Genomic DNA, 25213 nt, shown 5'->3' with positions numbered 1-25213 from the left:
ACTACCCCCAATCCAGGGCCGACAAACGGTGTGTCGTCACCCCTGGCCGGCCGCGTCCGGCAGCCGGAAGGCCATGTCGGCCGTCGTGCCGCCCGGGGTGCAGTCCAGTTCCATCGTGGTGCTGAGCGCCCCCATCAGCACCAGGCCCCGCCCACCGTTGACCGGGTTGGCCTCCGGCGTCTTCCACGATCCCCGGTCGCTGACCCGGGCGCGTATTTGGCCGTCGACCAGGGCGACGTCGAGCGCCATCGTGCCCCGCGGGTGCCCGTCGTACGCGTGCTCGACGCAGTTCGTGCAGGCCTCGTTGACGACCAACACGATGTCGCCGGCCAATTCGTCCGGCACGCCGGCCCGGCCCAGCCATTCGGCCAGCCGGTGCCGGATGCCGATCAATCGGTCTGCCCGGGCCTCACTTTCGATCCGCAGGGGGGACTGCCCGTGCCGGTAGATGACCATCGCCACATCGTCGTCATACCCCGAGGCGGGGGCCAGCCCACGCAAGACCGCGTCGGCGACCGAATCCAACGGTAACGCCGTCGTCTCCGCCAGAACCGCTGCGGCACGACCGATTCCCTCATCGATGGACTCGTGCTTGCGCTCCACCAGTCCGTCGGTGAACAGCATCAGGGTCGAACCCGGCGGCAACACCCGGCTGGCCTGCGGACGGGGCTCGCCGCGGCGGACCGCGAGCGGCACAGACGCGGCATCGGTCAACATCGACGTCGTGCCCGGTTCCGATCCGACAAGCACGGCGGGCATGTGGCCCGCGTTGCTGTACTGCAAAATCCCGGATTCGGTGTCCAGGATCGCGAGAAAGACGGTGGTGCAGTACGCGTTCGGGATCAGCGACGCGGCCGAGTCGAGCTGATCGAGCAGCAGCGCGGGCTCGGCGCCGTTGATCAACAGCGCTCGTGCCGAGCTGCGCAGCTGGCCCATGACCGCCGCGGCCGGCAGGCCACGACCGACGCAGTCGCCGACGACGATGCCGATTCGGTGATCGCCGATCGGCAGCACGTCGTACCAGTCGCCGCCGATTTCCAGCGGTGGCACCGCCGGTTCGTATCGCACCGCGAAGCCCGGCGGCGGCTCCATCGTCGGCAGCAGGGCGCGCTGCAACGTCAGCGAGGTCTCGCGGGCGCTCTCGAATTGGCGGACATGCTGCATCGCCAGGCTGAGGTGACCGATGAGGACCGTGATCAGCAGCCGGTCTTCGGCGCTGACCCAGCGCGGCGAGCGCAGTTCCAGCCACAGGGCCACGTCGCCCGCGCCGGAGAGCACCGCCACCAATCCCTGTGCCTTGCCGGGATTGTCGGGCCGCTCTACCGTCTTGGCGGTCAGCGGCAGCTGATGGCGCGCGTCCTCGAAGGTCTGGCGTAACCACGGATCCAGCCTGCGCCAGGAGGTTTGGGACTGCTCGCCCGCCACCTGGACGGTCGGTTCCCCCTCGCCCGCGGGCCAGGAGATCGCGATCACCCGTTGCACATCGATCGCCGCGGTGCACTCGGCGAGCGTGATGGACAGCAGCTCGTCCACGCTCTTGGCCACCGCCACCGCGGTCGCCAGGCGCAGGACCGCGCTTTCCCGTGCGGCGAAGGCCCGTTCGGCCGTGATGTCACGGATCGTTCCCACGAAGACGTCTTCGTCACTGCCGCTGCCCTGGACCGCGTTGATGCTGACCGTCACCCAAACCAGGTGCCCGTCGCGATGGCGGATCGGTGTCTCGTAGGCGGTGCTGCCGATGCTGCGGACCAGCGCCTGCTGCTGGGTGGCGCCCTGTTGGTCGACCAACCACGGGTGGGGCCAGCGGTACGGCAGGCCCTCGGCGGGATACCCGAGGATTTCGATCAGCGCGCTGTTCATCTCGACCACGGAACCCTCGTGGTCGGCGACGAAGAACCCCTCCTGCAACGAATTGACCAGTGCGGTGCGGAATTTGTCGCGATCGGCCAGCCCCTCGGCGCGAGCCCGCTCGCGCGCGTAACGCCTGTTGCCGTCCAGGAAGCCGCGGGTGGCGATGTCGAGCGGGACCAGCATCTGCAACAGGAATTCCAGCGCGATCGGCGCGTCGATCTGAATGTCCTTGGCCAGTGCGAGGATCAGCTCGACATGACGCTCGATGATGGCGAGCAGGCTGACCTCTTCCTGCAGGGCCCGACGCCCGAGCTCGTACGCGACGGCCAAGCTGTCCTCGTCACGCGCCTGCATATAGGTGCGCAACGCGGTGGCGTACTGCGCGTGGAAATCGTCGCTCATTTCGAGGCTCCCCGGTGCCGGGCGGTCAGCACCATGGCGTCATCGGTCTCCTTCGCATCCTTGCCCAGGAGTTCTTCCGCGATGGCGACGGCGGGGGCCGCGAAGTCGATGTGGTCGAGGCAGTGCTCGGCGATTCCGTCGGTGCTCATCACGAGCAGATCGCCGGGGCGCATCGAAACAACCTGTGCCGGCCTGATTTCCGGTATGCGGTAGCCGACGATGCCCGCGGTCAGCCGCGCGCTGGATCGGACCTGGACGCCGGTGGGGGACTTGGCCACCAGGTCGGCGGTGACGTTGCCGACGCCCGTCCACGTCAGCGTGTTGGCCGCGAAGTCCACCCGGGCCAAGGTCATCGCGACTCCTCTGGTGCCCTCCAGCACGCGGTGGCACAGCTGGATCAACACTTCGAGCCGCTCGGAGCTGGATCGCTTAACCGCTTCGATGGCCCGCAGTGCGGCGGTTGCGGCCTCCGGACCGTGGCCGAGGCCGTCCACCACGCCGAACAGGGCGGCCTCACCGCCAACGTCGACGGCGAGGCCCCGATCCCCGGAGATGAACTCACTGGGCACGGGGCGACCCGCGCGTGCCCACTCGATCGGCCCGAAGCGGCCGTTCTCATGCACGGGGCGAGACCCACTTCCACATCTCGACGACCGTTCCGCGGCCGAGCGTGGATTCCACGAACAACCGGTCCATCAGCCGCCGGGACCCGGGCAGCCCCATGCCCAGGCCGCGCCCGGTCGAATATCCGTCCTCCATCGCCCGCTCGATATCGGCGATGCCCGGTCCCTGATCCTCGGCGCGCACCACCAGGGCCTTGCGGCCATCCCGGTCGGCCACGAAGACCCGGACGACGCCGCGACCGGCGTAGCTGGTGATGTTTCGCGCGATCTCGGAGATCGCCGTGGCGATCATGGTGACGTCGGTGAGGGAGAATCCCAGGTCGAGCGCGAGGTGGTGTCCGGCTTTGCGGGCTTCGACGATGTCGTCCGAATTGTCGATGTCGACGACGATGTCAGTCTCCACCGTCGCGCCCGATCGCCGGTTTCCGCTGCGCCAGTTGGCGATTCAGCAGGGCCAGGCCCTCTTCGAGGTCGAGCGCCGTATTCATGTCGTCGAACGCCAAACCCAGCTGGACCATCGCGAAGGCCACCTCCGGCTGCAGGCCCACGATCACCGTGTCCGCTCCGCGCAGCCGGGTCATGTGCGCGATCGTCCGCAGCGACCGGGCCGCGAACGAGTCCATCACGTCGATGGCCGTGACGTCGACGATGATGCCTTGCGCCCGGAACCGGCTGACCCGCTCCATGAGGTCATAGCGGAGCCGCTCGGCGTCGGAGTCGCTCAGCGCGGCCTGCACCGAGGCGATGAGGATCGCACCCTGTTTCAGGATCGGTACCGGCATGGTGCGCTCGTGTTCGTCCGTCTACCCGGTCTGCTCGCCGGTGCGAGTGACCTCGTAGCCCAGCAGCCGCTCGGCTTCCTCGATGCCGCCCTGCAGGTCGCCGACGGCGTTCATCTTCGACAGGTCCAGGCCGATCGTCACCAGCGTGAGGGCGATCTCGGAGGACAGGCCGGTGATGATGACGCTGGCGCCCATCAACCCCGACGCGTCGACCGTCTGCACCAGGTGGTTGGCCACCGTGGAGTCGATGGTCGGCACACCGGTGATGTCGATGACCACCACCTTGGCGCGGTTGGCGCGGATGGCTCTCAGCAGCTGCTCGGTGACCTGGCGGGCACGCTGGGAATCGAGCACGCCGATGATCGGCAGAATCAGCAGCTGTTCACGCACCTGCAGCACCGGCGTGGACAGCTCGCGAATCGCTTCCTGCTGCTGGCGGATGATGCGCTCGCGTTCCTGCACGAAGCTGACCGCCACGGTGTTGGCGATGCGGTTGGCCGCGGGTTCGTAGGCGTCCAGCACCCGGTTGAGCATCTCGAATTCGGTCTGGTACTTCTCGAACAACGAGCGCGCGAGCACGTCGCGCAGCAGCAGCACGATGCCGACGACCTCGTCGGTCTCCACGCCCCGGGGGATGATGCGCTCCGAGAGGTCGCGCGCGTAGGCCTGCAGCGCCTCGACGCTACCGGTCTCGAGCACCTCCACGTAATTGTCGTAGACCGCGGTCGCCTCGGAGAACAACTCCTCCGGCGTCATCGCGGTGAGCAGTTCGGCCTCGGTGATCCTGCGCGCCCATTCCTCGCGCAGCACGGTGCGGTTTTGCCGCAGGTGTTGCACGAGCTGGGGCAGCAGGCCTTCGCTGGAGATGCCGACCGCCGGCGCGGTGGCAGTAGCAGCGCCGATGAACTCCGCCGGCGAATCTGACATGTGACCTCCCGAGTGCCGGTCCCCGCCCCGCCATGTGCAGGCTCGATTTGCGAGACTAGCCTGGGTTGCCGCGGGGCAGGTGTTGAGGGCATATTCTTCTCGCAGTTCGCAACGCAGGCTAGGCTTGCACCACACCTGAACCCCAGGACAAAGGATTGCCATTGTCAGCTCCTGATTCGATTACCACGTTGGTTGAGGACCACGATGGGGTGTCCGTGGTCAGCGTCAGTGGCGAAATCGATTTGGTCACGGCGCCGGCCCTCGAGCAGGCGATCGGCGCGGTAGTTGCGGAGAACCCGACGGCACTGGTGATCGACCTTTCGGCGGTGGAGTTTCTCGGTTCGGTGGGGCTGAAGATCCTCGCCGCGACGTACGAGAAGCTGGGCAATGCGACGGGGTTCGGGGTGGTCGCGCGCGGTCCGGCGACCAGGCGGCCGATCCACCTGACCGGGCTGGACAAGACCTTCCCGCTGTACCCCACGCTGGACGACGCGCTGACCGCGGTGCGCGACGACAACGTCGGCCGCTAGGCGCGCTGCGTCGCCTGCGGTTGCGCGGCAACGTGTTTCGTGAAATTGCCGGCGCTTCGTCGCGCGATGTCAATTCCGGACGGGCCGGCGCCCTACTCAATTCACATTGTGCAGGCGGATAATCGGTCCTGAGCCTGCGGCGGGTGCGATGATCACCGCTATGGACGTCGATAACCCGGAAGGCGACCAGCGCTGGGACAGCCGCGAGCGTGGCGAAACCGAAGTCCAACGGCTGGACCGCAATTGGAACAGCCTGCTGCAGGAGCTGAGGGTGGTGCAGACCGGTGTGCAGCTGCTCACCGGTTTCCTGTTGACGCTGCCGTTCCAGCAGCGTTTCGACGTCCTGAGCCCGCCGATGCGCAACCTCTATCTCGCGACGGTGGGATGCTCGGTGGGCGCGACGGTGCTGTTGATCGCCCCGGTCGGCATGCATCGCCTGCTGTTCCGGCGCCATCGCCTGCAAGTCTTGGTGTCCGCCGCGCACCGGTGCGCGTACGCCGGGTTGGCGCTGCTGGGCATGGCGTTGACCGGGGTGACGGTCATCGTCTTCACCGCCGTGGCCGGGCGCGATCCCGGGCTGATCGCGGGCGGGTGTGCGCTGACGCTGTTCGCGCTGTTCTGGTGGCTACTGCCGTTGCTGCTGCGCACCCGCGGCTAGGGCGAGTTCGGCGATCCGGGTCGAGTCCAGATGCTCGAGCACGTCCTGCGGATCGGCGAAGATCGGTGCGGCGCCCGCGGCCTGCAGCTCCTCGCGGGCGATGCCGCCGCTGAGCAGTCCGATGCAGGGCAATCCGGCGCCGCCCGCGGCGTGCGCGTCCCACACGGCGTCCCCGATGAACACGGCATGGCCGGCATCGACGCCGGCCCGGTCGAGCGCGACCTGCACGATGCCGGGCTCGGGCTTGGCGGTGTCGACGTCGCGCGAGGACGTCGTTTCGGAGATGACGTCGTCGCAGTCGAGGACCTTGCGCAGGATCTCCAGTTCGTCGTCGGGGGCCGAGGTGGCCAGCACCACCTGCAGACCGAGGTCGGCGACGCGGTGCAGCAGCGCGCGGGCGCCGGGCAGCGGGGTGAGCAGGGGCGTGCTCTCCCGGTAGTAGCGGCTGTGCCCGTCGCTGAGCCGCTCCTGAACCTCGTCCGGGGCATTCTTGGACAGCGTGCGCACCAGCGTGGAGCCGTCCATGCCGATGCAGCGGTGGATCTGCCAGGCGGCCACGGGCAGGCCTTCGGCGTCGAAGGCCCGTTGCCACGCGTGCACGTGCAGGTAGTTGGAGTCGACCAGGCTTCCGTCGACGTCGAACAGAACGGCGGGTTTCATCTGCGCGGCATACCCACGCGCGGGCACGCTGACACGGGGTGCGGCGTCGTTCGAGCCGGGGGGGCGGCGGGTAACCGGCGTTGGCGGGCCGTTGCGGCTCGTTGGCCGCCCAGCCGGCCGACCGGACGGAGAACCGCGCTGCCGCACGAATCACATTGGTACACAGATGTTCTCAGAGGAGTGGAGGTGGATGACCGTGACGGCGAGCGCGGTGTGGTTGCTGCACACCGCGGGGTACGTGACGCCGAGCCGACCTGGTGTGCCCGCGAATTTCGACGAGCCCGCCGCGCCGCCGACGGGGACGTTTGATCGAGGTGGTGACCGGGTAAAAGCCGATTATGGTCGCGCCCGTTTCGCTGCGAGCAGCAAACTACCCGGTCGAGTACGGGCGTGATTTCCCGCTGACCGTCCTCGCGGCCGTGGGGGTGTGGGCGCTCAGCTTGGCGATCGGTCTGTTCGAGCTGTTGGTCGGGCACGAGGGGGTCGCCATCGCGGCGCTGGTCGTGTCGGTCGTCGCGCCGTGGCTGGGACTGGCCCTGGCGCACTACCCCGCGATCGCCCGGCGCTTGCGGCGGCGCGATTTCCGGTGGCGCAATTTTTTCGGGCCGGGCGGTGTAACGCGCGCCTGAACGGGGTACTGCCTGCGCCACGGGTGAGTACAGGAAAGTGCGTCAGCCCGGTCACGAGCAGGAAGGAACTGCCATGGCGACCGCAAGCGATTATGACGCACGCCGGGGCTCCGACATGGACGCCCAGGACAAGTCCGCGATACGCGAGCTAGCACCGGCCTTGCAGGGACCCGCCACCGCGGTGGTCGACGAGGATCCCAACGATGTGCACTTCTTCGAGCTGCCCGGCGCCGACCTGTCCGGCGAAGAGCTGTCGGTGACGGTGATTCCGCAGCGGTCCGACGAATTCACCTGCTCGAGCTGTTTTCTGGTGCAGCACCGCAGCCGGCTGCGCAGGTCCAACGCGGGCCTGTCCATCTGCGCCGACTGCGCGTAACGCCGCCACGCTGGTCGGGCTCACACGGTGCGCGTTAACCGCGCCTTGACCGGAGGTGAAAAGCCGTGTTTGTGTCGTCAGCGTGGCAGCTGCGGAGGTTGGCCGGCGGGGCAGGCCCGACGCCCTGAAACGTCCGCCTGGGCTGCCCGCGCCGCGCGGGCTCCGTCCGGCTTGCGCCACCGCGTACGCCATCGCCTACCTGGTCGGCGGCGAGCGCAGGATGCTGCGATGGATCCGCCGATACGGGCCCATCATGACGATGCCCGTCCTCAGCCTGGGCAACGTGGCGATCGTGTCGGACCCGGAACTGGCCAAACAGGTTTTCGGCGCCCCGGGGGATGTGCTGCTCGGCGGGGAGGGAGTGGGTCCGGCGGCGGCGATCTACGGGTCCGGCTCGATGTTCGTTCAGGAGGAGCCGGAGCACCTTCGCCGGCGCAGGCTGCTGACGCCCGCGCTGCACGGCGCGGCCCTGAGCGGCTACGTGCCGGTCATGCGGGACGCCGCCCGTGCGGCGATGCACAACTGGCCGGTCGACCGCCCTTTCGAGATGCTGACGGCGGCGCGGGCCCTGATGCTGGACGTGATTGTCAAGGTCATGTTCGGGGTCGAGCACCCCGACGAGGTGCGCCGCTTGGGCGGACCCTTCGAACGCCTCCTGAGTCTCGGGGTCTCCGAGGAATTGACGGTGCGCTACGCGCTGCGCCGCCTCGGCGCGTTGCGGGTCTGGCCCCGCCGCGCCTGCGCGCGCCGGGAAATCGACGACCTCGTCCTGCCGCTCATCGCCGAACGGCGAAACGATCCCCGGCTGGGGGAGCGGTCCGACATCTTGGCGTTGCTGATGTCCGCGCGCGGCGAGAGCGGGGAATGCCTGTCGGACAGCGAGATTCGCGATGACGTGACCACGCTGATGCTGGCGGGTCACGAAACCACCGCGACCACCCTGGCCTGGGTGTTCGACCTGCTGTTGCACCATCCGGATGCGTTGCGGCGCGTCCGGTCCGAAGCCCGCACCGGTGCGGAGGACTTCACGACGGCGGTGATCAACGAGACGTTGCGGATACGCCCGCCGGCTCCGTTGACGTCCCGTGTTGCGGCACAACCGTTTCGGGTAGGTGACTACCTGGTCGACGCCGGCACACGCATCGTCGTTCACATCGTCGCGATCAATCGCAACCCCCGCACCTACGACCGGCCGAACGACTTCTGCCCGGAGCGGTTCCTGGGCGTCCGAGCGCCGACACACGCATGGCTCCCTTTCGGCGGCGGTACGAAACGCTGTCTGGGCGCGAGCTTTTCGATGCGGGAGTTGATCACCGTGCTGCATACACTGCTGCTCGAGGGCGAGTTCAGCGCCGTTGACGATCGGCCGGAGCGGATCGTCAGGCGCTCCATCATGCTGGCCCCGCGGCACGGTACCAGGGTGCGGTTCCGGCCCATCCCGTCGTCGTTGTAGCGCTGTGTCCCTGGCGTGGAACCGATTCAGGCCTGCGCCCATTGGCGGTCACACACGGCGCACCGCCGGGTCACCATCGCCCAGTCCGGTTCGTCCTTGCCGGGCTCGCGGATCGGGTGCGCGGATACGTCGCCGCAGCCGGGGCAGGCGCAGATGGCGCGGTAGGACTCGACGGGCTGGCCCTGCATCAGCCGCAGGTTCTCCGCACGGGAGAACGGCACGATCGCCAACGGCTCGGGACGGGGGACCGGGTGCGGATTGTCGAACCACAACAGGCCGCAGGTCACCGTCGCCACCGCGGTGAAGACGGCCAGGATCATCGTCGGAATGTCCCACGGCCAGTTCGGTGGGATGGGCGTCACCACGAGGACGACCAGCACTGCGGAGATCAGCGAACCGATGATGGTTCCGGGTTTGGCGAACCGGTAGCCGCCGACGTTCAGCGCTTCCCACGCCCGGATCTCCTGCTGCCGCCGCGTGATCTCCGCGAGGGTGGGGTGGCCCGGGGGGCCGATCGCCGCTGCGGGATCAGCAAATTCCGTGGCCCGGCGGCGACCCCCGCGCGGCCGGCCCCGCTCGTGGGACGGGCTCACCGGCGGCATGCAGGCAGAGCTTAATGGCAAAGCCGCGACGTCGCAGTGTCAGACGTCGCGGCCGGCCTCGAAGACAGCTAACACAACTGGGTCGGGGTGGCGGGATTTGAACCCACGGCCTCTTCGTCCCGAACGAAGCGCGCTACCAAGCTGCGCCACACCCCGCGTGAAGCTCCGACAGCCTATCGCACCGGCCCGTCGGCTGGCCAAATCGCGGTGTGGCGGGTCACTGCCACACGCAGGAGCGTTCGAACTCCACCAGCGCCCCGGCGGGGCCGCTCGGATCGAGTCCCTGTGCGCCCACCCACTCGTCGCTGAAATAGGTGTCGGCGTAGCGGTCGCCGCTGTCGGCGAGCAGCGTGACCACCGAACCGCTGCGCCCCTCGGCAACCATCTCGGCGAGCAGGCCGAAGGCGCCCCACAGGTTGGTGCCCGTCGAGGGCCCCACCCGGCGTCCCAGGACGGCACTGACGTGGCGGGCGGCGGCGATGGACGCCGCGTCGGGCACCGCCACCATGCGGTCGACGACGCCGGGCAGGAACGAAGGCTCGACCCGCGGGCGGCCGATGCCCTCGATGCGCGACGAGGTGGCCATCACCACGTCGTAGCGGTCCTCGGCGTAGGCGGGAAAGAACGCGGAGTTCTCCGGGTCGACGACGCAGAGCCGGGTCGCGTGCCGCCGGTAGCGGATGTAGCGGCCGATCGTGGCGCTGGTGCCGCCGGTGCCGGCGCCGACCACGATCCATTCCGGAATGGGATGCGTCTCCTCGCCCATCTGCTCGAAGATCGACTCGGCGATGTTGTTGTTGCCGCGCCAGTCGGTGGCGCGTTCGGCGTTGGTGAACTGGTCCAGGTAATGGCCGCCGGTGTCGCCGGCGACCCGCTCGGCCTCGGCGTACACCTCAGCCGAGTTCTGCACGAAATGGCAACGGCCGCCCTGGGCTTCGATCAGCGCCACCTTGGACGAGCTGGTGGACGCCGGCATCACGGCAACGAACGGCAGGCCCAGCAGGGCGGCGAAGTAGGCCTCCGAAACCGCGGTCGAGCCCGATGACGCCTCGACCACCGTGGTGCCCTCGTTGATCCACCCGTTGCACAGCGCATACAGGAACAGCGAGCGTGCCAGCCGGTGCTTGAGGCTGCCGGTGATGTGCGTGGTCTCGTCCTTGAGATACAGCGCCACCTGAGCGCCGGGGCCGTCCGCGCCCCACGCCGACGGCAGCGGGTAACGCAGCAGGTGCGTGTCGGCGCTGCGGCGGGCGTCGGCCTGGATCAGCCGGACCGCGTCGTCCGTCCAGCGCCGCGAGTGGCTACGGACCGCGATCCGGGTCCGCTCGCTCAACGCACCGAAACTGTTGGCTGCGAACGGCTCAGGTCGCTGGCCGAATCGCGGCCGCCCATCGGCGCGGCGATCAACGTCAGCAGCGTGGCCTCGGGCCGGCAGCAGAAGCGCACCGGCGCGAACGGCGAGGTGCCGATCCCGGCGGACACGTGCAGCTGCAGGTGCGCTCCCCACCGGGACGGTCCCTTCGCGCGGGACCGGTCCAGGCCGCAGTTGGTCACCAGGGCGCCGTAGAGCGGCAGGCAGACCTGCCCGCCGTGGGTGTGTCCGGCCATCACCAGCTGGTAGCCGTCGGCGGCGAAGCGGTCCAGCACCCGCGGCTCCGGGGAATGGGTCAGCCCGAGTCGCAGGTTCGCGGCCGGGCTGGCCGGGCCCGCGATCGTCTCGTAGCGGTCCCGGTCGATGTGCGGGTCGTCGACGCCGGCGGCGGCGACGTGCAGGCCGGCCACCTCGAACTCGCGCCGGGTGTGGGTGAGGTCGAGCCAGCCGCGCTCGGTGAAGGCCGCGCGCAGATCCTGCCAGGGCAGCGGCTCGCCGTGGACCCGATGCGACGGGTTGGCCAGGTAGTTCAGCGGGTTCTTCAGCCGCGGCCCGAAGTAGTCGTTGCTGCCGAACACGAAGACACCCGGCCGCGACAGCAGATCCCCGAGGGCCTGCACCACCGCGGGGACGGCCTTGGGATGGGCCAGGTTGTCGCCGGTGTTGACCACCAGGTCGGGTTCCCAGTTGCTCAGCTCGCGCAGCCAGGCCTGTTTGCGGCGTTGGTTGGGCAGCATGTGCAGATCGCTGATATGCAGCACCCGCAGCGGGGTCGAGCCGGGCGTCAAGACGGGCATGGTGATCTCGCGCAGGACGAAGGCGTTGCGCTCGACGACGGCGGCATAACCGATGCCGGCGACGGCCGAACCGAGCGCGACGGCACCGGTGCGGATCAGCGTGGGCAAAACATCAGCCATGCTGGCAGCCTACTGCCGGTTGCGCTTTGGCAACGTATAGCTTGCGGCGCAGCGTCAAATCCGGCCCCGGCCTACGGGGGCGGCTGCCCCGGCGGCGGAGGCGGCGGCGCCAGCAGCGGAATGGTGATCGGCGGCAGACCCGGGATCTCCACGACCTGCGAGCCGACCGGCACGGGCGCGCCCTCGGGCGGCGGTGGCGGTGCCGGCGGGATGCCGTTGCTGACCTGGATGGTGATGATCGACCCCGGGATCGTCGCGCCGCTGGGCGTGGTGCCGACCACCTCGCCCTGTTTCGCGGTGCTGTTGACGAAGTTGTTCTGGTCGGCGACCTGGAAGCCGGCCTCCTTGAGCCGCGAGCGCGCCGCGTCGATATCCAGGCCGGCGACGCTGGGCACCCGCGAGCCGGGCGACCCGTCGACGTAACGGGGATCGGTGGGCGGCAACTGCACCGGACCGAACTTTGTCGCGATCGGCTTCATCGCGGTGAACCAGGTGCGGGCCGGCTCGTTACCGCCGTACAGGTCGCCCTCGCTGCAATGCCGCAGCGGCGACGAGCACAGGTCCGTCGGCGTCGTCGAGTCGTCGTAGATGTAGTTGGCCGCCGCGTAGTGGTTGGTGAACCCCACGAAGCCCGAGGAGCGGTGCGCCTCGGTGGTGCCCGTCTTGCCGGACACCGGCAGGGTCCAGCCCGCGGCGCTGGCCGAGCCGGACGCGGTGCCGCCGCCCACAGCGTCCTTGCTCATCGCGTTGGCCAGGGTGTTCGCCAAGCCTTCGGGCACCACTTGGTCGCAGGTCTCGGTGGTTACGGCGACTTCGTTGCCGTGCCGGTCGATCAGCTTGTCGATCGGGTTGGGCGGGCACCAGGTGCCGCCGGAGGCCAGCGTGGCCGCGACGTTGGACAGCTCCAGGGCGTTCACCTCGATGGGGCCCAGTGTGAACGAGCCGATGTTCTGCCGTTTGACGAAGTCGGCGAGGCTCTCGTTGCTGTCGGGGTTGTAGTCGCGGGCGGTACCGGGATCGGCGTAGGACCGCAGGCCGAGCTTGATCGCCATGTCCACCGTGCGCGTCACCCCGACCTGCTGGATGAGCTTGGCGAACGCGGTGTTGGGCGAGGTGGCCAGCGCCTCGGTCACGTTCATCGACCCGCGGTAGTTGCCGGCGTTGATCACGCACCAGGTGTCCTTGGGGCAGCCCTTTGCCCCGCCGCTGCCCATGCCCTTGGCCTGAAAGCGCGCCGGCACCTCGAGCGTGGCGTTGGTACCCATGCCCATATCCAGCGCCGCCGCGGTGGTGAAGATCTTGAAGACCGACCCCGCGCCGTCGCCGACCAACGAGAAGGGCTGCGGCCGCATGGTTTCGCCGGCGTCGAGGTTCAGGCCGTAGGTGCGGTTGCTGGCCATCGCCATCACCTTGTGCGACGTCTTTCCGGGCTGGATCACACTCATCACGCTGGAAATACCGGGCAGTGTCGGGCTGGCGAACTGGTCGATGGCCGCCTTGACCGGGACCTGCACGTCGGGATCCAGCGTGGTGCGGATCAGGTAGCCGCCGCGCGCCACCTGTTCTTTGCTGATGCCGGCGCGCGACAGGTACTCCTGGACGTAGTCGCAGAAGAACGCGCGGTCGCCGGCCGCGATGCAGCCTCGCGGCAGCTCGTTGGGCTGCGGCAGCACGCCCAGCGGGGTCGCCTTGGCGGCGCGCAACGCGTCCGCCTCCTGCGGGATGTTCTCGATCATGGTGTCGAGCACCAGGTTTCGCCGCGCCAGCGCTCCCTCGGGGTTGGTGTAGGGGTTCAGCGCGCTGGTCGACTGCACCATGCCCGCCAGCAGCGCCGCCTGTTGCCAGTTCAGGTCGGATGCGTTGATGCCGAAGTAGGTCTGCGCCGCGTCCTGCACGCCGAACGAACCGTTGCCGAAGGACACCAGGTTCAGGTAGCGCGTCAGGATCTCCGGCTTGGTGAACGTCTTGTCCAGGGTGAGCGCCATCCGGATCTCGCGCAGCTTGCGGGCCGGGGTGGTCTCCACGGCGGCGCGCTTCTCGGCGTCGGTCTTCGCCGTCACCAGCAATTGGTAGTTCTTGATGTACTGCTGTTCGATGGTCGAACCGCCGCGGGTGTCCACGTCACCGCGCGCATAGCCGGCCAACCCGGTCAGCGTGCCCTTCCAGTCCACCCCGTTGTGGTCGGCGAACCGCTTGTCCTCGATGGACACGATCGCCAGCTTCATCGTGTTGGCGATCTTGTCGCTGGGCACCTCGAACCGGCGCTGGGAGTACAGCCAGGCGATGGTATTGCCCTTCGCGTCGACCATCGTCGACACCGCGGGTATCTCACCTTCGAGGAGTTGGGCCGAGCCGTTGGCGACGACCTCGGACGCCCGGTTGGACACCAGCCCCAAACCGCCCGCGAACGGAAACATCAGCGCCGTGGCGACGACACCGGCCAGCAAGCAGTACCCCGCAAGCTTGAGGATCGTGAGCGCGGCCGGGGGGCGGTCTGACATGGCTACTACAGTAGCGGCCCCCAGTCACGCCGCCACGCTGCGCGTTCGCCCACTTTTTGCCCGGTCATTGACCAGCGCTTTACCCCCGCCGCCGCGTTAAAATTGTCGCGCGCGTCAGTGGAAGGCCTCCACGGACGTGTGCAAGATCACTTCCTCGCCGACCCTTTCTGAGGCGAGACGGCACGCCCGTCCCAAAAAAAGCGTTATCGGACTGTTGCGCAATTGGCAGCTGACCACCTAACTTAGACACACGGTGAGATTCAGGTAACACCGATGTACACAGTGTGGCGTAGATCGCAGGTCAGGATCTGCACCCCAGGAGGGCGGTCGCTAGGGCGGCCGGTAGGGAAAGGGACCAGCTCGTGTCAGGAACACGGCCTGCGGCGCGTAGGACAAACATTGCGGCCGCACAAGGGGTACTCCGCAGCGTTGACGCCGAAGAACGAATCGCCTGGGTTTCCAAAGCACTGTGCCGGACCACCGATCCGGACGAACTCTTCGTTCGGGGAGCCGCCCAACGCAAAGCCGCCGTCATCTGCAGGCACTGCCCGGTCATGCAGGAGTGTGGCGCGGACGCGCTGGACAACAAAGTCGAGTTCGGCGTCTGGGGCGGCATGACCGAGCGTCAGCGCCGCGCCCTGCTCAAGCAGCACCCCGAGGTGGTGTCCTGGGCGGACTTCTTCGACAAGAGGCGGACGCGCAACGTCGGCTGACCCGGCGGTTCGAGCGGGCTGCTAGCGCCCGGCCACCCGCGCCGCATCGTCGCCGGTGGAAGTGATCTGATCGGCGAGCGCGCGCAGCGCTTCCAGATCCGAGACGTCGAACGGCAGCGAGGGGACCCCGACCACCGGCACGTGCGGATTGGCCCCGGTGAATCGCGACAGCAACCTGATCTCCCGCTTGGCGGTCTGCGCGCGTTCGGCATGAATCTCCAGCACCGCCGCGGCCAGCGACGTCGCCCCGGAATTCGGCTGCGCCGCCAGTGTTTCGGCCCCATCGATCGCCCGCTCGGCGGGTAACGAACACAGCGTCGGGTGGGTGCGATTCAAGACCAGCCCCGCCAGTGGCATGCCTTCTTGAGACAACCGGTCGACGAAGAACGAGGCCTCGCGCAGCGCGTCGGGTTCGGCCGCCGACACCACCACGAACTGCGTACCGCGCCTCTTGAGCAGCGCGTAGGTGCGATCCGCCTTCTCGCGGAATCCGCCGAAGGTGGCGTCCAGCGACTGGACGAACGCCGCCGCGTCGCTGAGCATCTGCGAGCCGAGCACGGTGGACATCGCCTTCATTGCCAAACCCATTGCACCCGTGACCAATCGGCCTATACCCCGGCCCGGCGCGAGCAGCAGCCGCCACAAGCGGCTGTCCATGAAACTGCCCAGTCGTTTGGGTGCGTCCAGGAAGTCCAGCGCGTTGCGCGACGGCGGGGTGTCCACCACCACCAGGTCCCACCGGTCCTCGGCCAGCAGCTGCCCCAGCTTCTCCATCGCCATGTACTCCTGCGTCCCCGCGAGCGAGCTTGCGACGGTCTGATAGAACTGGTTGTCCAGAATCGCTTGCGCCCGGCCGTTTCCGGAGTACTGGACCACCATCTCGTCGAACGTGCGACGCATGTCGAGCATCATCGCGTGCAACTCGCCGGGAACCTCGGGTGCCAGGGGCACCCGCTGCGGGGTGTTACCGAGGTCGTTGACCCCCAGCGCCTGCGCCAATCGCTTGGCCGGGTCGATCGTCAGGACGCAGACGTTGCGGCCGTATTCGGCCGCGCGCAACGCCATCGCGGCCGCGGTGGTGGTCTTGCCCACCCCGCCGGCGCCGCAGCACACCACCACCCGGTTGGTCGTGTCGGCCAGGATCGTCGCCATGTCAAGCCGATTCGGCGTGGTGCTCATCGAACCCCCTGATGCGCAAGCGATTCCGAAAGCTCATAAAGGCTTCCGAGGTCGACACCGTCGGAGATCGCCGGCAGTTCGAGGCGCGGCACCTGCCACGCGTCCAGCTGCTGGGCGATCTCGGCCCGCGCGGCGATGACCGTCGCATGCTCGATGGTTTCGGTCAGCAGCCCGGCGAAGTCGGCGTCGTTGAGCGTGATCCCCGCCGTCTGAAGCCCGGCCCGCAGCGAGTCCGCGTCCACGTCTCCCTCGGCGGCCTTCGCCAGGTCGGCCGGCTGCAGGTGCGACGCGATGTTGCGATTCACGATCACGCTGCCGATCGGCAGCTCCATCTCGGCGAGCTCCTCGATGGCTTCCAGCGTCTCCTGCACCGGCAGCGCCTCCAGCAGGGTGACCAGGTGGATGGCCGTCTGGTCGGAGTGCAGCAGCTTCACCACGCCCTCGCTCTGCGAGTGCACCGGCCCGCCCTTGGCCAGATCCGACACGGCCTTGGTGACGTCCAGGAAGCGGGCGATTCGCCCCGTCGGTGGCGCGTCGACGACAACCGCGTCGTAAACCGGAAGCCGGTTCTTGTCGACGCGCACCACCGATTCCTTGATCTTCCCGGTGAGCAGCACGTCGCGCAGGCCCGGCGCGATCGTCGTGGCGAACTCGATGGCGCCGATGCGGCGCATCGCCCGCCCGGCGATGCCGAGGTTGTAGAACATGTCCAGGTACTCCAGGAACGCCGCCTCGATGTCGATCGCCAGGGCGTTGACCTGTCCGCCGCGTTCGGCGGTCGCGATCTTGACCTCCTGGTACGGCAGCGGCGGGACGTCGAAGAGCTGCGCAATGCCTTGCCGCCCTTCGACTTCCACGAGGAGCACCTTGCGGCCTCCGGATGCCAGGGTCAGTGCCAGCGCGGCCGCTACCGTCGACTTGCCCGTACCGCCTTTGCCGGTGACGAAATGCAGGCGCGCTTTCGACAGCCGCGCCGGCCAGCCGACGGCGCTACCGCCGCTCGATGTGTTTGCCACCTTCGCATGCTAGCCCGACCGGCGCCAGGCCCCCGGGCAGGCCAGAGCCGTTCAGATCCGACCGATAAGCTCGCGCCATGAGCCAATCGACCGCTTGGGAATACGTCACGGTCCCGCTGCTGACCCACGCCACCAAACAGATCCTCGACCAGTGGGGTGCCGACGGCTGGGAACTGGTGTCCGTACTGCCCGGTCCCACCGGTGAGCAACACGTCGCGTATCTGAAGCGCCCCAAGTAGATGACGGCGTCGGCCCGGCTGGCGCAACTCGGCGTCGCGCTCCCGGAGGTGGTGGCGCCGCTGGCCGCCTACGTGCCCGCGGTGCGAACGGGTGACCTCGTCTACACCGCCGGTCAGCTGCCGATGCAGGCCGGACAGCTGGCCGGGACCGGCAAGGTCGGGGCGCAGGTCAGCCCGGAAGACGGCAAGGCGCTGGCCCGGATCTGCGCGCTCAACGCCTTGGCCGCCATCGATTCGCTGGTGGGCATCGATGCGGTGACCCGAGTGGTCAAGGTCGTCGGATTCGTCGCGTCCGCACCGGGTTTCAACGGCCAGCCCGGCGTCATCAACGGGGCTTCCGAGCTGCTCGCCGAGGTGTTCGGCGATGACGGCGCGCACGCGCGGTCGGCGGTCGGGGTGTCCGAGCTGCCGCTGGACGCGCCGGTGGAAGTGGAGCTCATCGTGGAGGTCGGCTCACGACCGTGACCGACGCACCCGAGTCGCTGAGCCATCCCGCCTACGGCAGGCTGCGGGCGGTCACCGACACGGCCTCGGTCCTGTTGGCCGACAACCCCGGCTTGCTGACGCTCGAGGGCACCAACACCTGGGTACTGCGCGGCGAGGGCAGCGACGAGATGGTCGTCGTGGATCCCGGGCCGGACGACGACAAACACATCGACCGCGTCGCCGACCTGGGCCGGATCACCCTGGTGCTGATCAGTCACCGGCACGGCGATCACACCGACGGCATCGACAAGCTGGTCGAGCGGACCGGCGCGACCGTGCGCTCGGCGGGCAGCGGATTCCTGCGCGGGCTTGGCGGCCACCTCACCGACGGGGAGGTGATCGACGCGGCCGGCCTCAAGATCACGGCGATGGCCACCCCCGGCCACACCGCCGACTCGTTCTCGTTCGTGCTCGACGACGCCGTGCTCACCGCGGACAGCGTGCTGGGGCGCGGCACCACCGTCATAGATAAGGAAGACGGCAGCCTCGCCGACTACCTGGAGTCGCTGCGCCGGCTGCGCGGGCTGGGGCGCCGGACCGTGCTGCCCGGTCACGGGCCCGACCTGCCCGACCTTGGGGCCGTCGCGTCGGGCTACCTCACTCACCGGCACGAACGCCTCGAGCAGGTGCGCGGGGCCCTGCGGGACATCGGCGAGGACGCCACCGCGCGCCAGGTCGTCGAACACGTCTATGTAGACGTCGACGAGAAACTCTGGGACGCCGCCGAATGGTCCGTTCAGGCGCAGCTCGACTATTTGCAGCGCTGAACTCGCAGCGAAATCGGGGCTATCACGGCAAGTTCGAGAGAGCGCGTGGATAAGGCCGAACTCGGCGCAATTAGCGTGCTTACAGCTGGTGGTTCGATTCTCGCTCGGTTGCGCCCGCGCTCCGCGCGCGCTTACCTCGCTCGGCGGGCCAGCCTTTCGGAGTCCGAAATCAGCACACTCTTGCCCTCCAGGCGGATCCAGCCCCGGTGGGCGAAATCGGCCAGCGCCTTGTTCACCGTCTCCCTGGACGCGCCCACCAGCTGGGCGATCTCCTCCTGGGTCAGGTCGTGGGTGACCCGCATCGCGCCACCCTCCTGAGTGCCGAAACGCTGGGCGAGCTGAAGCAGCTGCTTGGCCACGCGGCCGGGCACGTCGGTGAAGATCAGGTCGGCCAGGTTGTTGTTGGTGCGGCGCAGCCGTCGGGCCAGCACCCGCAACAGCTGCTCGGCGATCTCGGGACGATCGGCGATCCACGCCCGCAGCGCGTCGCGGTCCATCGACACCGCGCGCACCTCGGTGATGGTGGTCGCGCTGGAAGTCCGCGGGCCGGGGTCGAAGATCGACAACTCACCGAACATGTCCGACGGGCCCATGATCGTCAGCAAGTTCTCCCGGCCGTCGGGTGAGCGGCGGCCGATCTTCACCTTCCCCGAGACGATGATGTACAGCCGATCGCCCGGCTCGCCTTCGGCGAAGACCGTGTGCCCACGGGGGAAGTCGACGGGTTGCAGTTGCTTGGTCAGCGCGGCGACGGCGCTGGGCTCAACCCCTTGGAAGATTCCTGCCCTTGCCAGGATCTCGTCCACATTGCCTCTTCAGATTTCCAATGAATGGTGCTACGGGCAGGTTAATCCCGTGCTCGCGTGATGAGTCTAGCGGTAGGACATTTTGTCCAACGTGCAACGCTACACACGATTGACGGGTCGAGTGGCCTTAAACTGCGGATTGCTCCGCGAATGCGGGTGTATTCGCGTCGGCAATGTCAGCTCCGCGTGGTCGACGAAGCTGGCGGCAAACGACGGCGCCGCGTGCCGCGGCCGGGCCGTCAGCCCGGCCAGCGCGGCCTCCGACAGTTCCCGAGCCTCGCGGCGGTGCAGGTATTCCAGCGCCTCCGGCATGCCCTCCCGGGCCAGCGTGTGCATGTCGACGAACTCGACGCGCTCGAAGAGCTCGGTGACCGCCAGCACCGCGACGTCGTCGCGGGCCAGGCCCCGCTCGAGCCGGCCCAAGCCGAGCGCCGCCAGCATCAGCAGCACCGGAACGCCCGCCACCAGCAACCAGGACACAAGGAGAGTAAACATGGCCTTCAATCAACACGAGGTCTCGACGAGATCACGAAATCAGTACTCTGTCGTAGGTGACAGCGGCTAAGTCGTCCGGGCGCACGAAGTCCACGCCGGCACCTCCGGGCGGCGACGCCGCACGGCGCTGGTCCGAGGAGACCCGAGTCGGCTTGGTGCGCCGGGCCCGCCGGATGAATCGGGCGCTGGCGCAGGCGTTTCCGGACGCGCACTGCGAGCTGGACTTCACCACAGCGCTCGAGCTGACGGTCGCCACCATCCTGTCCGCGCAGAGCACCGACAAACGGGTGAACCTGACGACGCCGGCGTTGTTCAAGCGCTACCCGTCGGCGCTGGACTACGCCCAGGCCGACCGCGACGAACTGGAAAACCTGATCCGTCCGACGGGGTTCTTCCGGAACAAGGCGACCTCCCTCATCGGCCTTGGGCAGGCCCTGGTCGAACGGTTCGACGGCGAGGTGCCCTCCACCATGGAGGAACTGGTCACGCTGCCCGGGGTGGGCCGCAAGACCGCCAACGTGATCCTGGGCAACGCCTTCGGCGTCCCCGGCATCACGGTCGACACCCATTTCGCGCGGCTGCTGCACCGGTGGCGCTGGACCGCCGATAAGGACCCGGTCAAGATCGAGCGCGCGGCGAGCGAGCTGATCGAACGCAGCGAGTGGACCATGTTGAGCCACCGCGTGATCTTCCACGGCCGCCGGGTGTGCCACGCGCGCAAGCCGGCCTGCGGCGTGTGCGTGGTGGCCAAGGACTGCCCCTCGTTCGGCCTCGGTCCCACCGAGCCGCTGCTGGCCGCGCCGCTGGTGCGGGGGCCGGAAACCGAGCACCTGCTGGCCCTGGCCGGCCTGTAGGGCACGGCCTTGACGCGCACCACGCGCTGGACGATCGCGATCCTCGCGGTGGTCGCGGCGCTGACCGCCGCCCTGGTGGCCCAGCTGCGCGACGAGTCCGCCACGACGTCGAAGCCCGGCACCGGAGTGAACGCGCCCGACCGCGAACACCGCGACGCCGACACGGCGGCCGCGCTGGCGGGTCCGCGGCGGCGGGCCGACCTGGCGCCCTGTCCCGCCGCGGGCGGCGGGCCCGGCCCCGAGGCGCTGCGCGGCGTCACGGCCGAGTGCGCAGCGGACGGTTCTGTCGTCGATGTGGCCCGCGCGCTGGCCGGGCGCCGGGTGGTCCTCAACCTCTGGGCGTATTGGTGTGCGCCCTGTGCGGCCGAACTGCCCGCGATGGCCGAATATCAACGGCGAGTGGGGCCGAACGTGACGGTGCTGACCGTGCATCAAGACGAGAACGAGACCGCGGCATTGTTGCGGCTGGCCGAACTGGGTGTTCGGCTGCCGACGCTGCAGGACGGCCGCCGCCGGGTCGCCGCGGCCCTGGGCGTGGTAAACGTAATGCCTGCGACGGTGGTTCTGCGGCCGGACGGTACCGTTGCGCAGATGCTGCCGCGGGCTTTCGGAAGTGCCGACGAGATCGCCGCCGCGGTCGGAAATGACAAGGGATAAACCGCAAATTGGACCGACTGGAGCGCCCGGTGAGTGTCGGGGGTACGCCCCGCGCGGACGGTGGGATCTCGGCCCGCGCGCGCGGGACGGTTCCGCTGACGCCCGAGGCCTCACCGGCGTGGCTGCGCCCCCTGGTCGACAACGTCGCGCGGATGCCGGACGCGTACCGGCGCCGGCTACCGGCCGACGTGCTGGCGATGATCACCGGCAAGGCCGCCTCGTCGTTGTCGGCGATGCGCGGCGGCGGCCGCGACGCCGCCGTCCTGGTGCTGTTCTCGGGGCCCGCATCCGCGCCGGGCGACGGCAGCCTCCCCGACGACGCGGACCTGCTGGTCACCGTCCGGGCCTCGACGCTGCGCCATCACGCCGGTCAGGCGGCGTTTCCCGGCGGCGCATCCGATCCCACCGATGACGGGCCGGTGACCACCGCCCTGCGAGAAGCCCAGGAGGAGACCGGGATCGACGTGTCCCGGCTGCGTCCCTTGGTCACGATGGAACGCACGTTCATCGCGCCGTCGCGGTTTCACGTCGTCCCGGTGCTGGCGTACTCGCCCGATCCCGGGCCGGTCGCCGTCGTCAACGAGGCGGAAACCGCGATCGTCGCGCGGGTTCCGGTGCGCGCCTTCATCAACCCGGCCAACCGGCTGATGGTGTACCGGGGCGATCTCGGCCGCAGGTGGGCCGGACCGGCGTTTCTGCTGAACGAGATGCTGGTCTGGGGATTCACTGGCCAGGTGATCTCTGCGATGCTCGACGTCGCCGGCTGGGCCCAGCCCTGGGACACCACCGACGTCCGCGAGTTGGACGCGGCGATGGCGCTGGTCGGCGATCAGGGTGGGCCCCCGCGATGAACCTGAATTCGATGACCCCGTCGCAATGGCTTGACGTGGCCGTGCTGGCGGTCGCCTTCATCGCGGCCGTGTCGGGCTGGCGTTCCGGTGCGCTGGGCTCGTTGCTGTCGTTCGTCGGCGTCTTGCTCGGCGCGATCGCGGGCGTGCTGCTGGCGCCCCACCTCGTCAGCCACATCGCCGCGCCCAGGGCCAAGCTGTTCGCGGCCCTATTCCTGATCCTCGCGCTGGTGGTCATCGGCGAGGTCGCGGGAGTGGTGTTGGGGCGGGCGGTCCGGGGCGCGATCCGCAGCCGCATGATCCGCACGGTCGACTCCTTCATCGGGGTGGGGGTCCAGCTGATCGTGGTGTTGACCGCGGCCTGGCTGCTGGCGACGCCCCTGACCCAGTCCAAGGACCAGCCGGAACTGGCCGCCGCGGTCCGCGGCTCGCGGGTGCTGGCCCAGGTCAACGAGGTTGCCCCGCCGTGGTTGAAGACGGTGCCCAAGCGGCTCTCGGCCCTGCTGAACACCTCCGGCCTGCCCGCGGTGCTGGAGCCGTTCAGCCGCACGCCGGTGATTCCCGTCGCCTCGCCCGACCCGGCCCTGGCCAACAACCCGGTGGTGCAGGCCGCCGCGCCCAGCGTCGTCAAGGTGCGCAGCCTGGCCCCGAGCTGCCAGAAAGTGTTGGAGGGCAGTGGATTTGTGATCGCCCCGGACCGGGTGATGACCAACGCGCACGTGGTGGCCGGTTCCAACAGCGTGCAGATCTACGCCAGCGGCAGCCCGCTGGACGCCACCGTCGTGTCCTACGACCCGTCGGTCGACATCGCCATCCTCGCGGTCCCCAACCTGCCGCCCCAGCCGTTGGCCTTCGCCCAGGCCGAAGCGAAAACCGGTACCAGCGTCGTGGTGTTGGGGTACCCGGGCGGCGGTAACTTCACCGCAACCCCGGCCCGCATCCGCGAGGTCATCAAGCTCAGCGGCCCCGACATCTACCGCGATCCGGCGCCGGTGACCCGCGACGTGTACACCATCAGAGCCAATGTGGAGCAAGGCAATTCGGGCGGACCGCTGATCGACCTGAACGGTCAGGTGCTCGGCGTGGTGTTCGGTGCGGCCGTCGACGACCCCGACACGGGTTTCGTGCTGACGGCCGACGAGGTGGCCGGTCAGCTCGCCAAGATCGGCGACACCCAGCAGGTGGCCACCGGGTCCTGCGTCAGCTGATGGCGGAGTCGAGGAACTTCATCAGGTGCCTGTTGATTTCCCCGGGCGCCTCTTCGTGGCTGAAATGCCCTGCGCCGGCGATGGATACATAGCGCCCCTGCGGGGCATACCGCCGCGTCCGGTCGACCGGGTCGGCCAGCACGTAGGGATCGGCGTCACCGCGCAGGTGCAGCAGCGGCACGCTGAGCTGTTGGCACATCGATTTCATGAAGCGGCGGCCCTCGTCGCGCAGCTGACTGCGCACGGCCCAGCGCTGGTATTCCAGCGCGCAGTGCGCCGCCGACGGAATCTGGATCGCGGTCCGCAGGTGACCGATGGATTCGGAAAAGTCCTCCGACGCAAGCCATTTGGTGCTGCTGCGGCGGCGGACGAGGCGTTCGATCTCGGCCGCGTTGTCGCGGGTCAGCAGGCGCTCCGGCCAGACGGGCACCTGGTAGCGCAGCAACGTCGGCAACAGGGCGTGGCGCTGGTCGCGCCGGGTCAGCGTGGACCGGCGCAGCGCCGCCGGGTGCGGCGAGCTGATCAATGCGATGGCCGACACCAACCGCGCGTGCAGGAGCGCGGTGGCCCAGCAGGCCAGCCCGCCGTCGGCGTGACCGACCAGCGTCGCCGACGAGTGCCCCAGCGCGCGAATGAGGCCGGCGGTGTCGCCGGCCAGCGTCCACCCGTCGTAGCCGCGGGGCGGTTTATCGCTGCCGCCGTACCCGCGCAGGTCGACCGCGACCACCCGCGCCCCGGTCAGTCCCCGCAACTGATGACGCCACGACCACCAGAACGAGCCGAAACCGTGCAGCAACATGACGAGGGGCCGAGCGGTGGGCGGTGTGCTGTCGGCGGGCAGGGCCTCGACGACGTGAAACCGGATGCCGTTGGCGTGTACGTCGAAGTGGCGCCATGGCCCGTCGATGCGGGTTACCGACGGATCCGGCGGGGCCACTTACCAGCCCGATGGATCGGTTTCGGGCCTTTCGTGCTTGCCGTGCTCGGCGAGCTGCTTGGCGGCGCCTTGCGGCTTGTCGTGGCCCGGCGTGAGGGCGGTGCGGGTCTCCTTGACCGATTCGATGGTCTGCCGCGGGCCCCGGATCCGGCGCACCTTGAGGAAGCCCAGCAGGGCCAGCAGGGCCCCGACCACCACCTGGACCCCGAACACGATGAGGAACGCCACCCAGCGCCACAACCAGGTGTCGAGCAGTTCGGCGACGAAGAAGAAGAAAAAGAACGTCGAGTAGAACAGCACCACCAGCGCGGCGATGAAGTACACGCTGCCGGTCAGGCCCTTTTTGACGTCCCGGGTGATCTCCGCCCGGGCCAGTTCGACCTCGGCGCGCACCAGCGTGGAGACCTGCGTGGTCGCGTCCTTGATCAGGTCGCCGATCGAGGGCTCCGCGGGCCGGGCGTGCGGGTCGGTCAGGGGGATTGTGGTCAGAGTGCTGGGCACACCGTTCTTGCCATCGGCTTTGCTCACAGACGGTCCCCTCTTTCGTCATTGCCCGGCTTCATCGTCGCGGTTCATGTTGCCATGCGGCGCTTTGCCAGACGAGGCCAGCCGCAGACCGGGCCATCCATGCGCGGACGCGATCGCCCGCTGTGCGCGGCACGGCGGGCGAGGTGCGTGGCCGACTAGACTGGCCTCGCCGGTCCGGGTCCGGCCTGTCGATGGGA

29 protein-coding genes and 1 tRNA gene are annotated in these 25213 nt (G+C 68.9%); 13 read left to right on the top strand and 17 right to left on the bottom strand.

The genetic code is table 11. The annotated features are described in order from the left end of the window. Positions 1 to 36: 36 nt before the first annotated feature. Genes G6N51_RS17195 through G6N51_RS17175 form a run of 5 tightly spaced genes read right to left on the bottom strand, consistent with a single transcriptional unit; the run spans position 37 to position 4585 of the window. Positions 37 to 2253 carry a SpoIIE family protein phosphatase gene (locus G6N51_RS17195; protein WP_083173481.1) on the bottom strand — a complete coding sequence of 739 codons (2217 nt, stop codon included), beginning with the start codon at positions 2251 to 2253 and terminating at the stop codon, positions 37 to 39. Further along, positions 2250 to 2876 carry a SpoIIE family protein phosphatase gene (locus tag G6N51_RS17190; RefSeq protein WP_083173480.1) on the bottom strand — a complete coding sequence of 209 codons (627 nt, stop codon included), beginning with the start codon at positions 2874 to 2876 and terminating at the stop codon, positions 2250 to 2252. Before G6N51_RS17190 ends, G6N51_RS17195 begins: the two co-directional genes overlap by 4 nt. Further along, positions 2869 to 3279 carry an anti-sigma regulatory factor gene (locus tag G6N51_RS17185; RefSeq protein WP_083173479.1) on the bottom strand — a complete coding sequence of 137 codons (411 nt, stop codon included), beginning with the start codon at positions 3277 to 3279 and terminating at the stop codon, positions 2869 to 2871. The genes G6N51_RS17190 and G6N51_RS17185 overlap by 8 nt, the downstream gene beginning before the upstream one ends. Beyond that, positions 3269 to 3658, bottom strand: a complete 390-nt coding sequence (locus G6N51_RS17180; RefSeq protein WP_068061358.1) for an STAS domain-containing protein — start codon at positions 3656 to 3658, stop codon at positions 3269 to 3271. Before G6N51_RS17180 ends, G6N51_RS17185 begins: the two co-directional genes overlap by 11 nt. 21 nt (positions 3659 to 3679) lie before the next feature. Beyond that, positions 3680 to 4585, bottom strand: a complete 906-nt coding sequence (locus tag G6N51_RS17175; RefSeq protein WP_083173478.1) for an STAS domain-containing protein — start codon at positions 4583 to 4585, stop codon at positions 3680 to 3682. A 161-nt stretch (positions 4586 to 4746) separates the two neighbouring features. Here G6N51_RS17175 and G6N51_RS17170 point away from each other — a divergent pair, with 161 nt between their 5' ends. Together G6N51_RS17170 and G6N51_RS17165 are read left to right on the top strand one after the other, a co-directional pair. Further along, entirely contained in the window at positions 4747 to 5115 is a 369-nt protein-coding gene (locus G6N51_RS17170; protein WP_142275090.1) for an STAS domain-containing protein, read from the top strand. 160 nt (positions 5116 to 5275) lie between these two features. Beyond that, positions 5276 to 5773, top strand: a complete 498-nt coding sequence (locus tag G6N51_RS17165; RefSeq protein ID WP_083173520.1) for a DUF6328 family protein — start codon at positions 5276 to 5278, stop codon at positions 5771 to 5773. Here the strand turns inward: G6N51_RS17165 and G6N51_RS17160 are convergent. Then, entirely contained in the window at positions 5741 to 6433 is a 693-nt protein-coding gene (locus G6N51_RS17160; protein WP_083173519.1) for an HAD family hydrolase, read from the bottom strand. The two genes, G6N51_RS17165 and G6N51_RS17160, sit on opposite strands and share 33 nt — an antisense overlap. A gap of 338 nt (positions 6434 to 6771) precedes the next feature. Between G6N51_RS17160 and G6N51_RS28890 the strand changes: the two genes are divergently transcribed. The 3 genes from G6N51_RS28890 to G6N51_RS17145 all read left to right on the top strand — a co-directional run bounded on the left by G6N51_RS28890 (position 6772) and on the right by G6N51_RS17145 (position 8891). After that, positions 6772 to 7062 carry a hypothetical protein gene (locus tag G6N51_RS28890; protein ID WP_174814324.1) on the top strand — a complete coding sequence of 97 codons (291 nt, stop codon included), beginning with the start codon at positions 6772 to 6774 and terminating at the stop codon, positions 7060 to 7062. Between the two features lie 73 nt (positions 7063 to 7135). Continuing rightward, a complete protein-coding gene (locus G6N51_RS17150) occupies positions 7136 to 7438 on the top strand; it encodes a DUF4193 domain-containing protein (RefSeq protein WP_083173476.1) in 303 nt (100 codons plus the stop codon). 55 nt (positions 7439 to 7493) lie between these two features. Continuing rightward, on the top strand, positions 7494 to 8891 hold the full coding sequence (locus G6N51_RS17145) for a cytochrome P450 (RefSeq protein WP_174814323.1): 1398 nt from the start codon (positions 7494 to 7496) through the stop codon (positions 8889 to 8891). Between the two features lie 26 nt (positions 8892 to 8917). Here the strand turns inward: G6N51_RS17145 and G6N51_RS17140 are convergent, their stop codons facing one another. From G6N51_RS17140 to ponA2, 5 genes are all read right to left on the bottom strand, one after another. Further along, positions 8918 to 9493, bottom strand: coding sequence for a hypothetical protein (locus G6N51_RS17140; RefSeq protein ID WP_083173474.1), 576 nt, complete (start codon positions 9491 to 9493; stop codon positions 8918 to 8920). 82 nt (positions 9494 to 9575) lie between these two features. Beyond that, positions 9576 to 9649, bottom strand: a tRNA-Pro gene (locus tag G6N51_RS17135). A gap of 61 nt (positions 9650 to 9710) precedes the next feature. Continuing rightward, entirely contained in the window at positions 9711 to 10826 is a 1116-nt protein-coding gene (gene cds1 / locus G6N51_RS17130) for an L-cysteine desulfhydrase Cds1 (RefSeq protein WP_083173473.1), read from the bottom strand. After that, positions 10823 to 11782: a metallophosphoesterase gene (locus tag G6N51_RS17125; RefSeq protein WP_083173472.1), complete on the bottom strand. Its 960-nt coding sequence runs from the start codon at positions 11780 to 11782 to the stop codon at positions 10823 to 10825. The genes cds1 and G6N51_RS17125 overlap by 4 nt, the downstream gene beginning before the upstream one ends. 71 nt (positions 11783 to 11853) lie before the next feature. Beyond that, entirely contained in the window at positions 11854 to 14283 is a 2430-nt protein-coding gene (gene ponA2 / locus G6N51_RS17120; protein WP_083173471.1) for a transglycosylase/D,D-transpeptidase PonA2, read from the bottom strand. 362 nt (positions 14284 to 14645) lie between these two features. On the opposite strand from ponA2, the gene G6N51_RS17115 reads away from it, so the two are divergent. Further along, on the top strand, positions 14646 to 14996 hold the full coding sequence (locus tag G6N51_RS17115; RefSeq protein WP_083173470.1) for a WhiB family transcriptional regulator: 351 nt from the start codon (positions 14646 to 14648) through the stop codon (positions 14994 to 14996). Positions 14997 to 15017: 21 nt separating this feature from the next. On the opposite strand, the gene G6N51_RS17110 is transcribed toward G6N51_RS17115, so the two are convergent. Together G6N51_RS17110 and G6N51_RS17105 are read right to left on the bottom strand one after the other, a co-directional pair. Then, positions 15018 to 16175: an ArsA family ATPase gene (locus G6N51_RS17110; RefSeq protein ID WP_083173469.1), complete on the bottom strand. Its 1158-nt coding sequence runs from the start codon at positions 16173 to 16175 to the stop codon at positions 15018 to 15020. Continuing rightward, complete coding sequence (locus G6N51_RS17105) at positions 16172 to 17191, bottom strand: ArsA-related P-loop ATPase (RefSeq protein WP_083173468.1); 1020 nt, start codon at positions 17189 to 17191, stop codon at positions 16172 to 16174. Before G6N51_RS17105 ends, G6N51_RS17110 begins: the two co-directional genes overlap by 4 nt. 77 nt (positions 17192 to 17268) lie before the next feature. Between G6N51_RS17105 and G6N51_RS17100 the strand changes: the two genes are divergently transcribed. Genes G6N51_RS17100 through G6N51_RS17090 form a run of 3 tightly spaced genes read left to right on the top strand, consistent with a single transcriptional unit; the run spans position 17269 to position 18683 of the window. Then, complete coding sequence (locus G6N51_RS17100; protein WP_142275089.1) at positions 17269 to 17430, top strand: DUF4177 domain-containing protein; 162 nt, start codon at positions 17269 to 17271, stop codon at positions 17428 to 17430. Beyond that, complete coding sequence (locus G6N51_RS17095; protein WP_083173467.1) at positions 17431 to 17895, top strand: RidA family protein; 465 nt, start codon at positions 17431 to 17433, stop codon at positions 17893 to 17895. After that, positions 17892 to 18683 (top strand): MBL fold metallo-hydrolase, encoded by a 792-nt coding sequence (locus tag G6N51_RS17090; RefSeq protein WP_083173466.1) that lies wholly within the window; start codon positions 17892 to 17894, stop codon positions 18681 to 18683. Before G6N51_RS17095 ends, G6N51_RS17090 begins: the two co-directional genes overlap by 4 nt. Positions 18684 to 18814: 131 nt before the next feature. On the opposite strand, the gene crp is transcribed toward G6N51_RS17090, so the two are convergent. Next, the gene (gene crp / locus G6N51_RS17085; RefSeq protein ID WP_007166630.1) at positions 18815 to 19489 is read right to left on the bottom strand and encodes a cAMP-activated global transcriptional regulator CRP; all 675 of its coding nucleotides are present in this window, start codon (positions 19487 to 19489) and stop codon (positions 18815 to 18817) included. A gap of 99 nt (positions 19490 to 19588) precedes the next feature. Further along, on the bottom strand, positions 19589 to 19984 hold the full coding sequence (locus G6N51_RS17080) for a hypothetical protein (RefSeq protein ID WP_232078418.1): 396 nt from the start codon (positions 19982 to 19984) through the stop codon (positions 19589 to 19591). Between the two features lie 173 nt (positions 19985 to 20157). Here G6N51_RS17080 and nth point away from each other — a divergent pair, with 173 nt between their 5' ends. From nth to marP, 4 genes are read left to right on the top strand one after another with little or no spacing between them, the layout of a single operon-like run. Continuing rightward, positions 20158 to 20838: an endonuclease III gene (nth, locus tag G6N51_RS17075; protein WP_083173464.1), complete on the top strand. Its 681-nt coding sequence runs from the start codon at positions 20158 to 20160 to the stop codon at positions 20836 to 20838. 9 nt (positions 20839 to 20847) lie between these two features. Next, on the top strand, positions 20848 to 21495 hold the full coding sequence (locus tag G6N51_RS17070; protein WP_083173463.1) for a TlpA family protein disulfide reductase: 648 nt from the start codon (positions 20848 to 20850) through the stop codon (positions 21493 to 21495). 29 nt (positions 21496 to 21524) lie between these two features. Next, a complete protein-coding gene (locus tag G6N51_RS17065; RefSeq protein ID WP_083173518.1) occupies positions 21525 to 22346 on the top strand; it encodes an NUDIX hydrolase in 822 nt (273 codons plus the stop codon). An 11-nt stretch (positions 22347 to 22357) separates the two neighbouring features. Continuing rightward, positions 22358 to 23551 carry an acid resistance serine protease MarP gene (marP, locus tag G6N51_RS17060; protein ID WP_142275087.1) on the top strand — a complete coding sequence of 398 codons (1194 nt, stop codon included), beginning with the start codon at positions 22358 to 22360 and terminating at the stop codon, positions 23549 to 23551. Here marP and G6N51_RS17055 read toward each other — a convergent pair. Both G6N51_RS17055 and G6N51_RS17050 read right to left on the bottom strand, forming a co-directional pair. Continuing rightward, on the bottom strand, positions 23544 to 24488 hold the full coding sequence (locus G6N51_RS17055; protein WP_083173461.1) for an alpha/beta fold hydrolase: 945 nt from the start codon (positions 24486 to 24488) through the stop codon (positions 23544 to 23546). The two genes, marP and G6N51_RS17055, sit on opposite strands and share 8 nt — an antisense overlap. After that, entirely contained in the window at positions 24489 to 25016 is a 528-nt protein-coding gene (locus G6N51_RS17050; protein WP_083173460.1) for a phage holin family protein, read from the bottom strand. Positions 25017 to 25213: the final 197 nt, after the last annotated feature.

Origin of the sequence: Mycobacterium paraseoulense (assembly GCF_010731655.1) — a bacterium.
GTDB lineage: Bacteria > Actinomycetota > Actinomycetes > Mycobacteriales > Mycobacteriaceae > Mycobacterium > Mycobacterium paraseoulense.
This window is presented reverse-complemented; position numbering and strand designations above follow the sequence as displayed.

Excerpts from the sequence above, each read along its gene's own strand:
- G6N51_RS17140 (WP_083173474.1), bottom strand. The coding sequence starts at position 9,493 with ATGCCGCCGGTGAGCCCGTCCCACGAGCGGGGCCGGCCGCGCGGGGGT.
- G6N51_RS17110 (WP_083173469.1), bottom strand. The coding sequence starts at position 16,175 with ATGAGCACCACGCCGAATCGGCTTGACATGGCGACGATCCTGGCCGAC.
- G6N51_RS17195 (WP_083173481.1), bottom strand. The coding sequence starts at position 2,253 with ATGAGCGACGATTTCCACGCGCAGTACGCCACCGCGTTGCGCACCTAT.
- G6N51_RS17125 (WP_083173472.1), bottom strand. The coding sequence starts at position 11,782 with ATGGCTGATGTTTTGCCCACGCTGATCCGCACCGGTGCCGTCGCGCTC.
- ponA2 (WP_083173471.1), bottom strand. The coding sequence starts at position 14,283 with ATGTCAGACCGCCCCCCGGCCGCGCTCACGATCCTCAAGCTTGCGGGG.
- marP (WP_142275087.1), top strand. The coding sequence starts at position 22,358 with ATGACCCCGTCGCAATGGCTTGACGTGGCCGTGCTGGCGGTCGCCTTC.
- G6N51_RS17160 (WP_083173519.1), bottom strand. The coding sequence starts at position 6,433 with ATGAAACCCGCCGTTCTGTTCGACGTCGACGGAAGCCTGGTCGACTCC.
- G6N51_RS17180 (WP_068061358.1), bottom strand. The coding sequence starts at position 3,658 with ATGCCGGTACCGATCCTGAAACAGGGTGCGATCCTCATCGCCTCGGTG.
- nth (WP_083173464.1), top strand. The coding sequence starts at position 20,158 with ATGAATCGGGCGCTGGCGCAGGCGTTTCCGGACGCGCACTGCGAGCTG.
- G6N51_RS28890 (WP_174814324.1), top strand. The coding sequence starts at position 6,772 with ATGGTCGCGCCCGTTTCGCTGCGAGCAGCAAACTACCCGGTCGAGTAC.
- G6N51_RS17165 (WP_083173520.1), top strand. The coding sequence starts at position 5,276 with ATGGACGTCGATAACCCGGAAGGCGACCAGCGCTGGGACAGCCGCGAG.
- G6N51_RS17150 (WP_083173476.1), top strand. The coding sequence starts at position 7,136 with ATGGCGACCGCAAGCGATTATGACGCACGCCGGGGCTCCGACATGGAC.
- G6N51_RS17175 (WP_083173478.1), bottom strand. The coding sequence starts at position 4,585 with ATGTCAGATTCGCCGGCGGAGTTCATCGGCGCTGCTACTGCCACCGCG.
- G6N51_RS17100 (WP_142275089.1), top strand. The coding sequence starts at position 17,269 with ATGAGCCAATCGACCGCTTGGGAATACGTCACGGTCCCGCTGCTGACC.
- G6N51_RS17080 (WP_232078418.1), bottom strand. The coding sequence starts at position 19,984 with ATGTTTACTCTCCTTGTGTCCTGGTTGCTGGTGGCGGGCGTTCCGGTG.
- G6N51_RS17095 (WP_083173467.1), top strand. The coding sequence starts at position 17,431 with ATGACGGCGTCGGCCCGGCTGGCGCAACTCGGCGTCGCGCTCCCGGAG.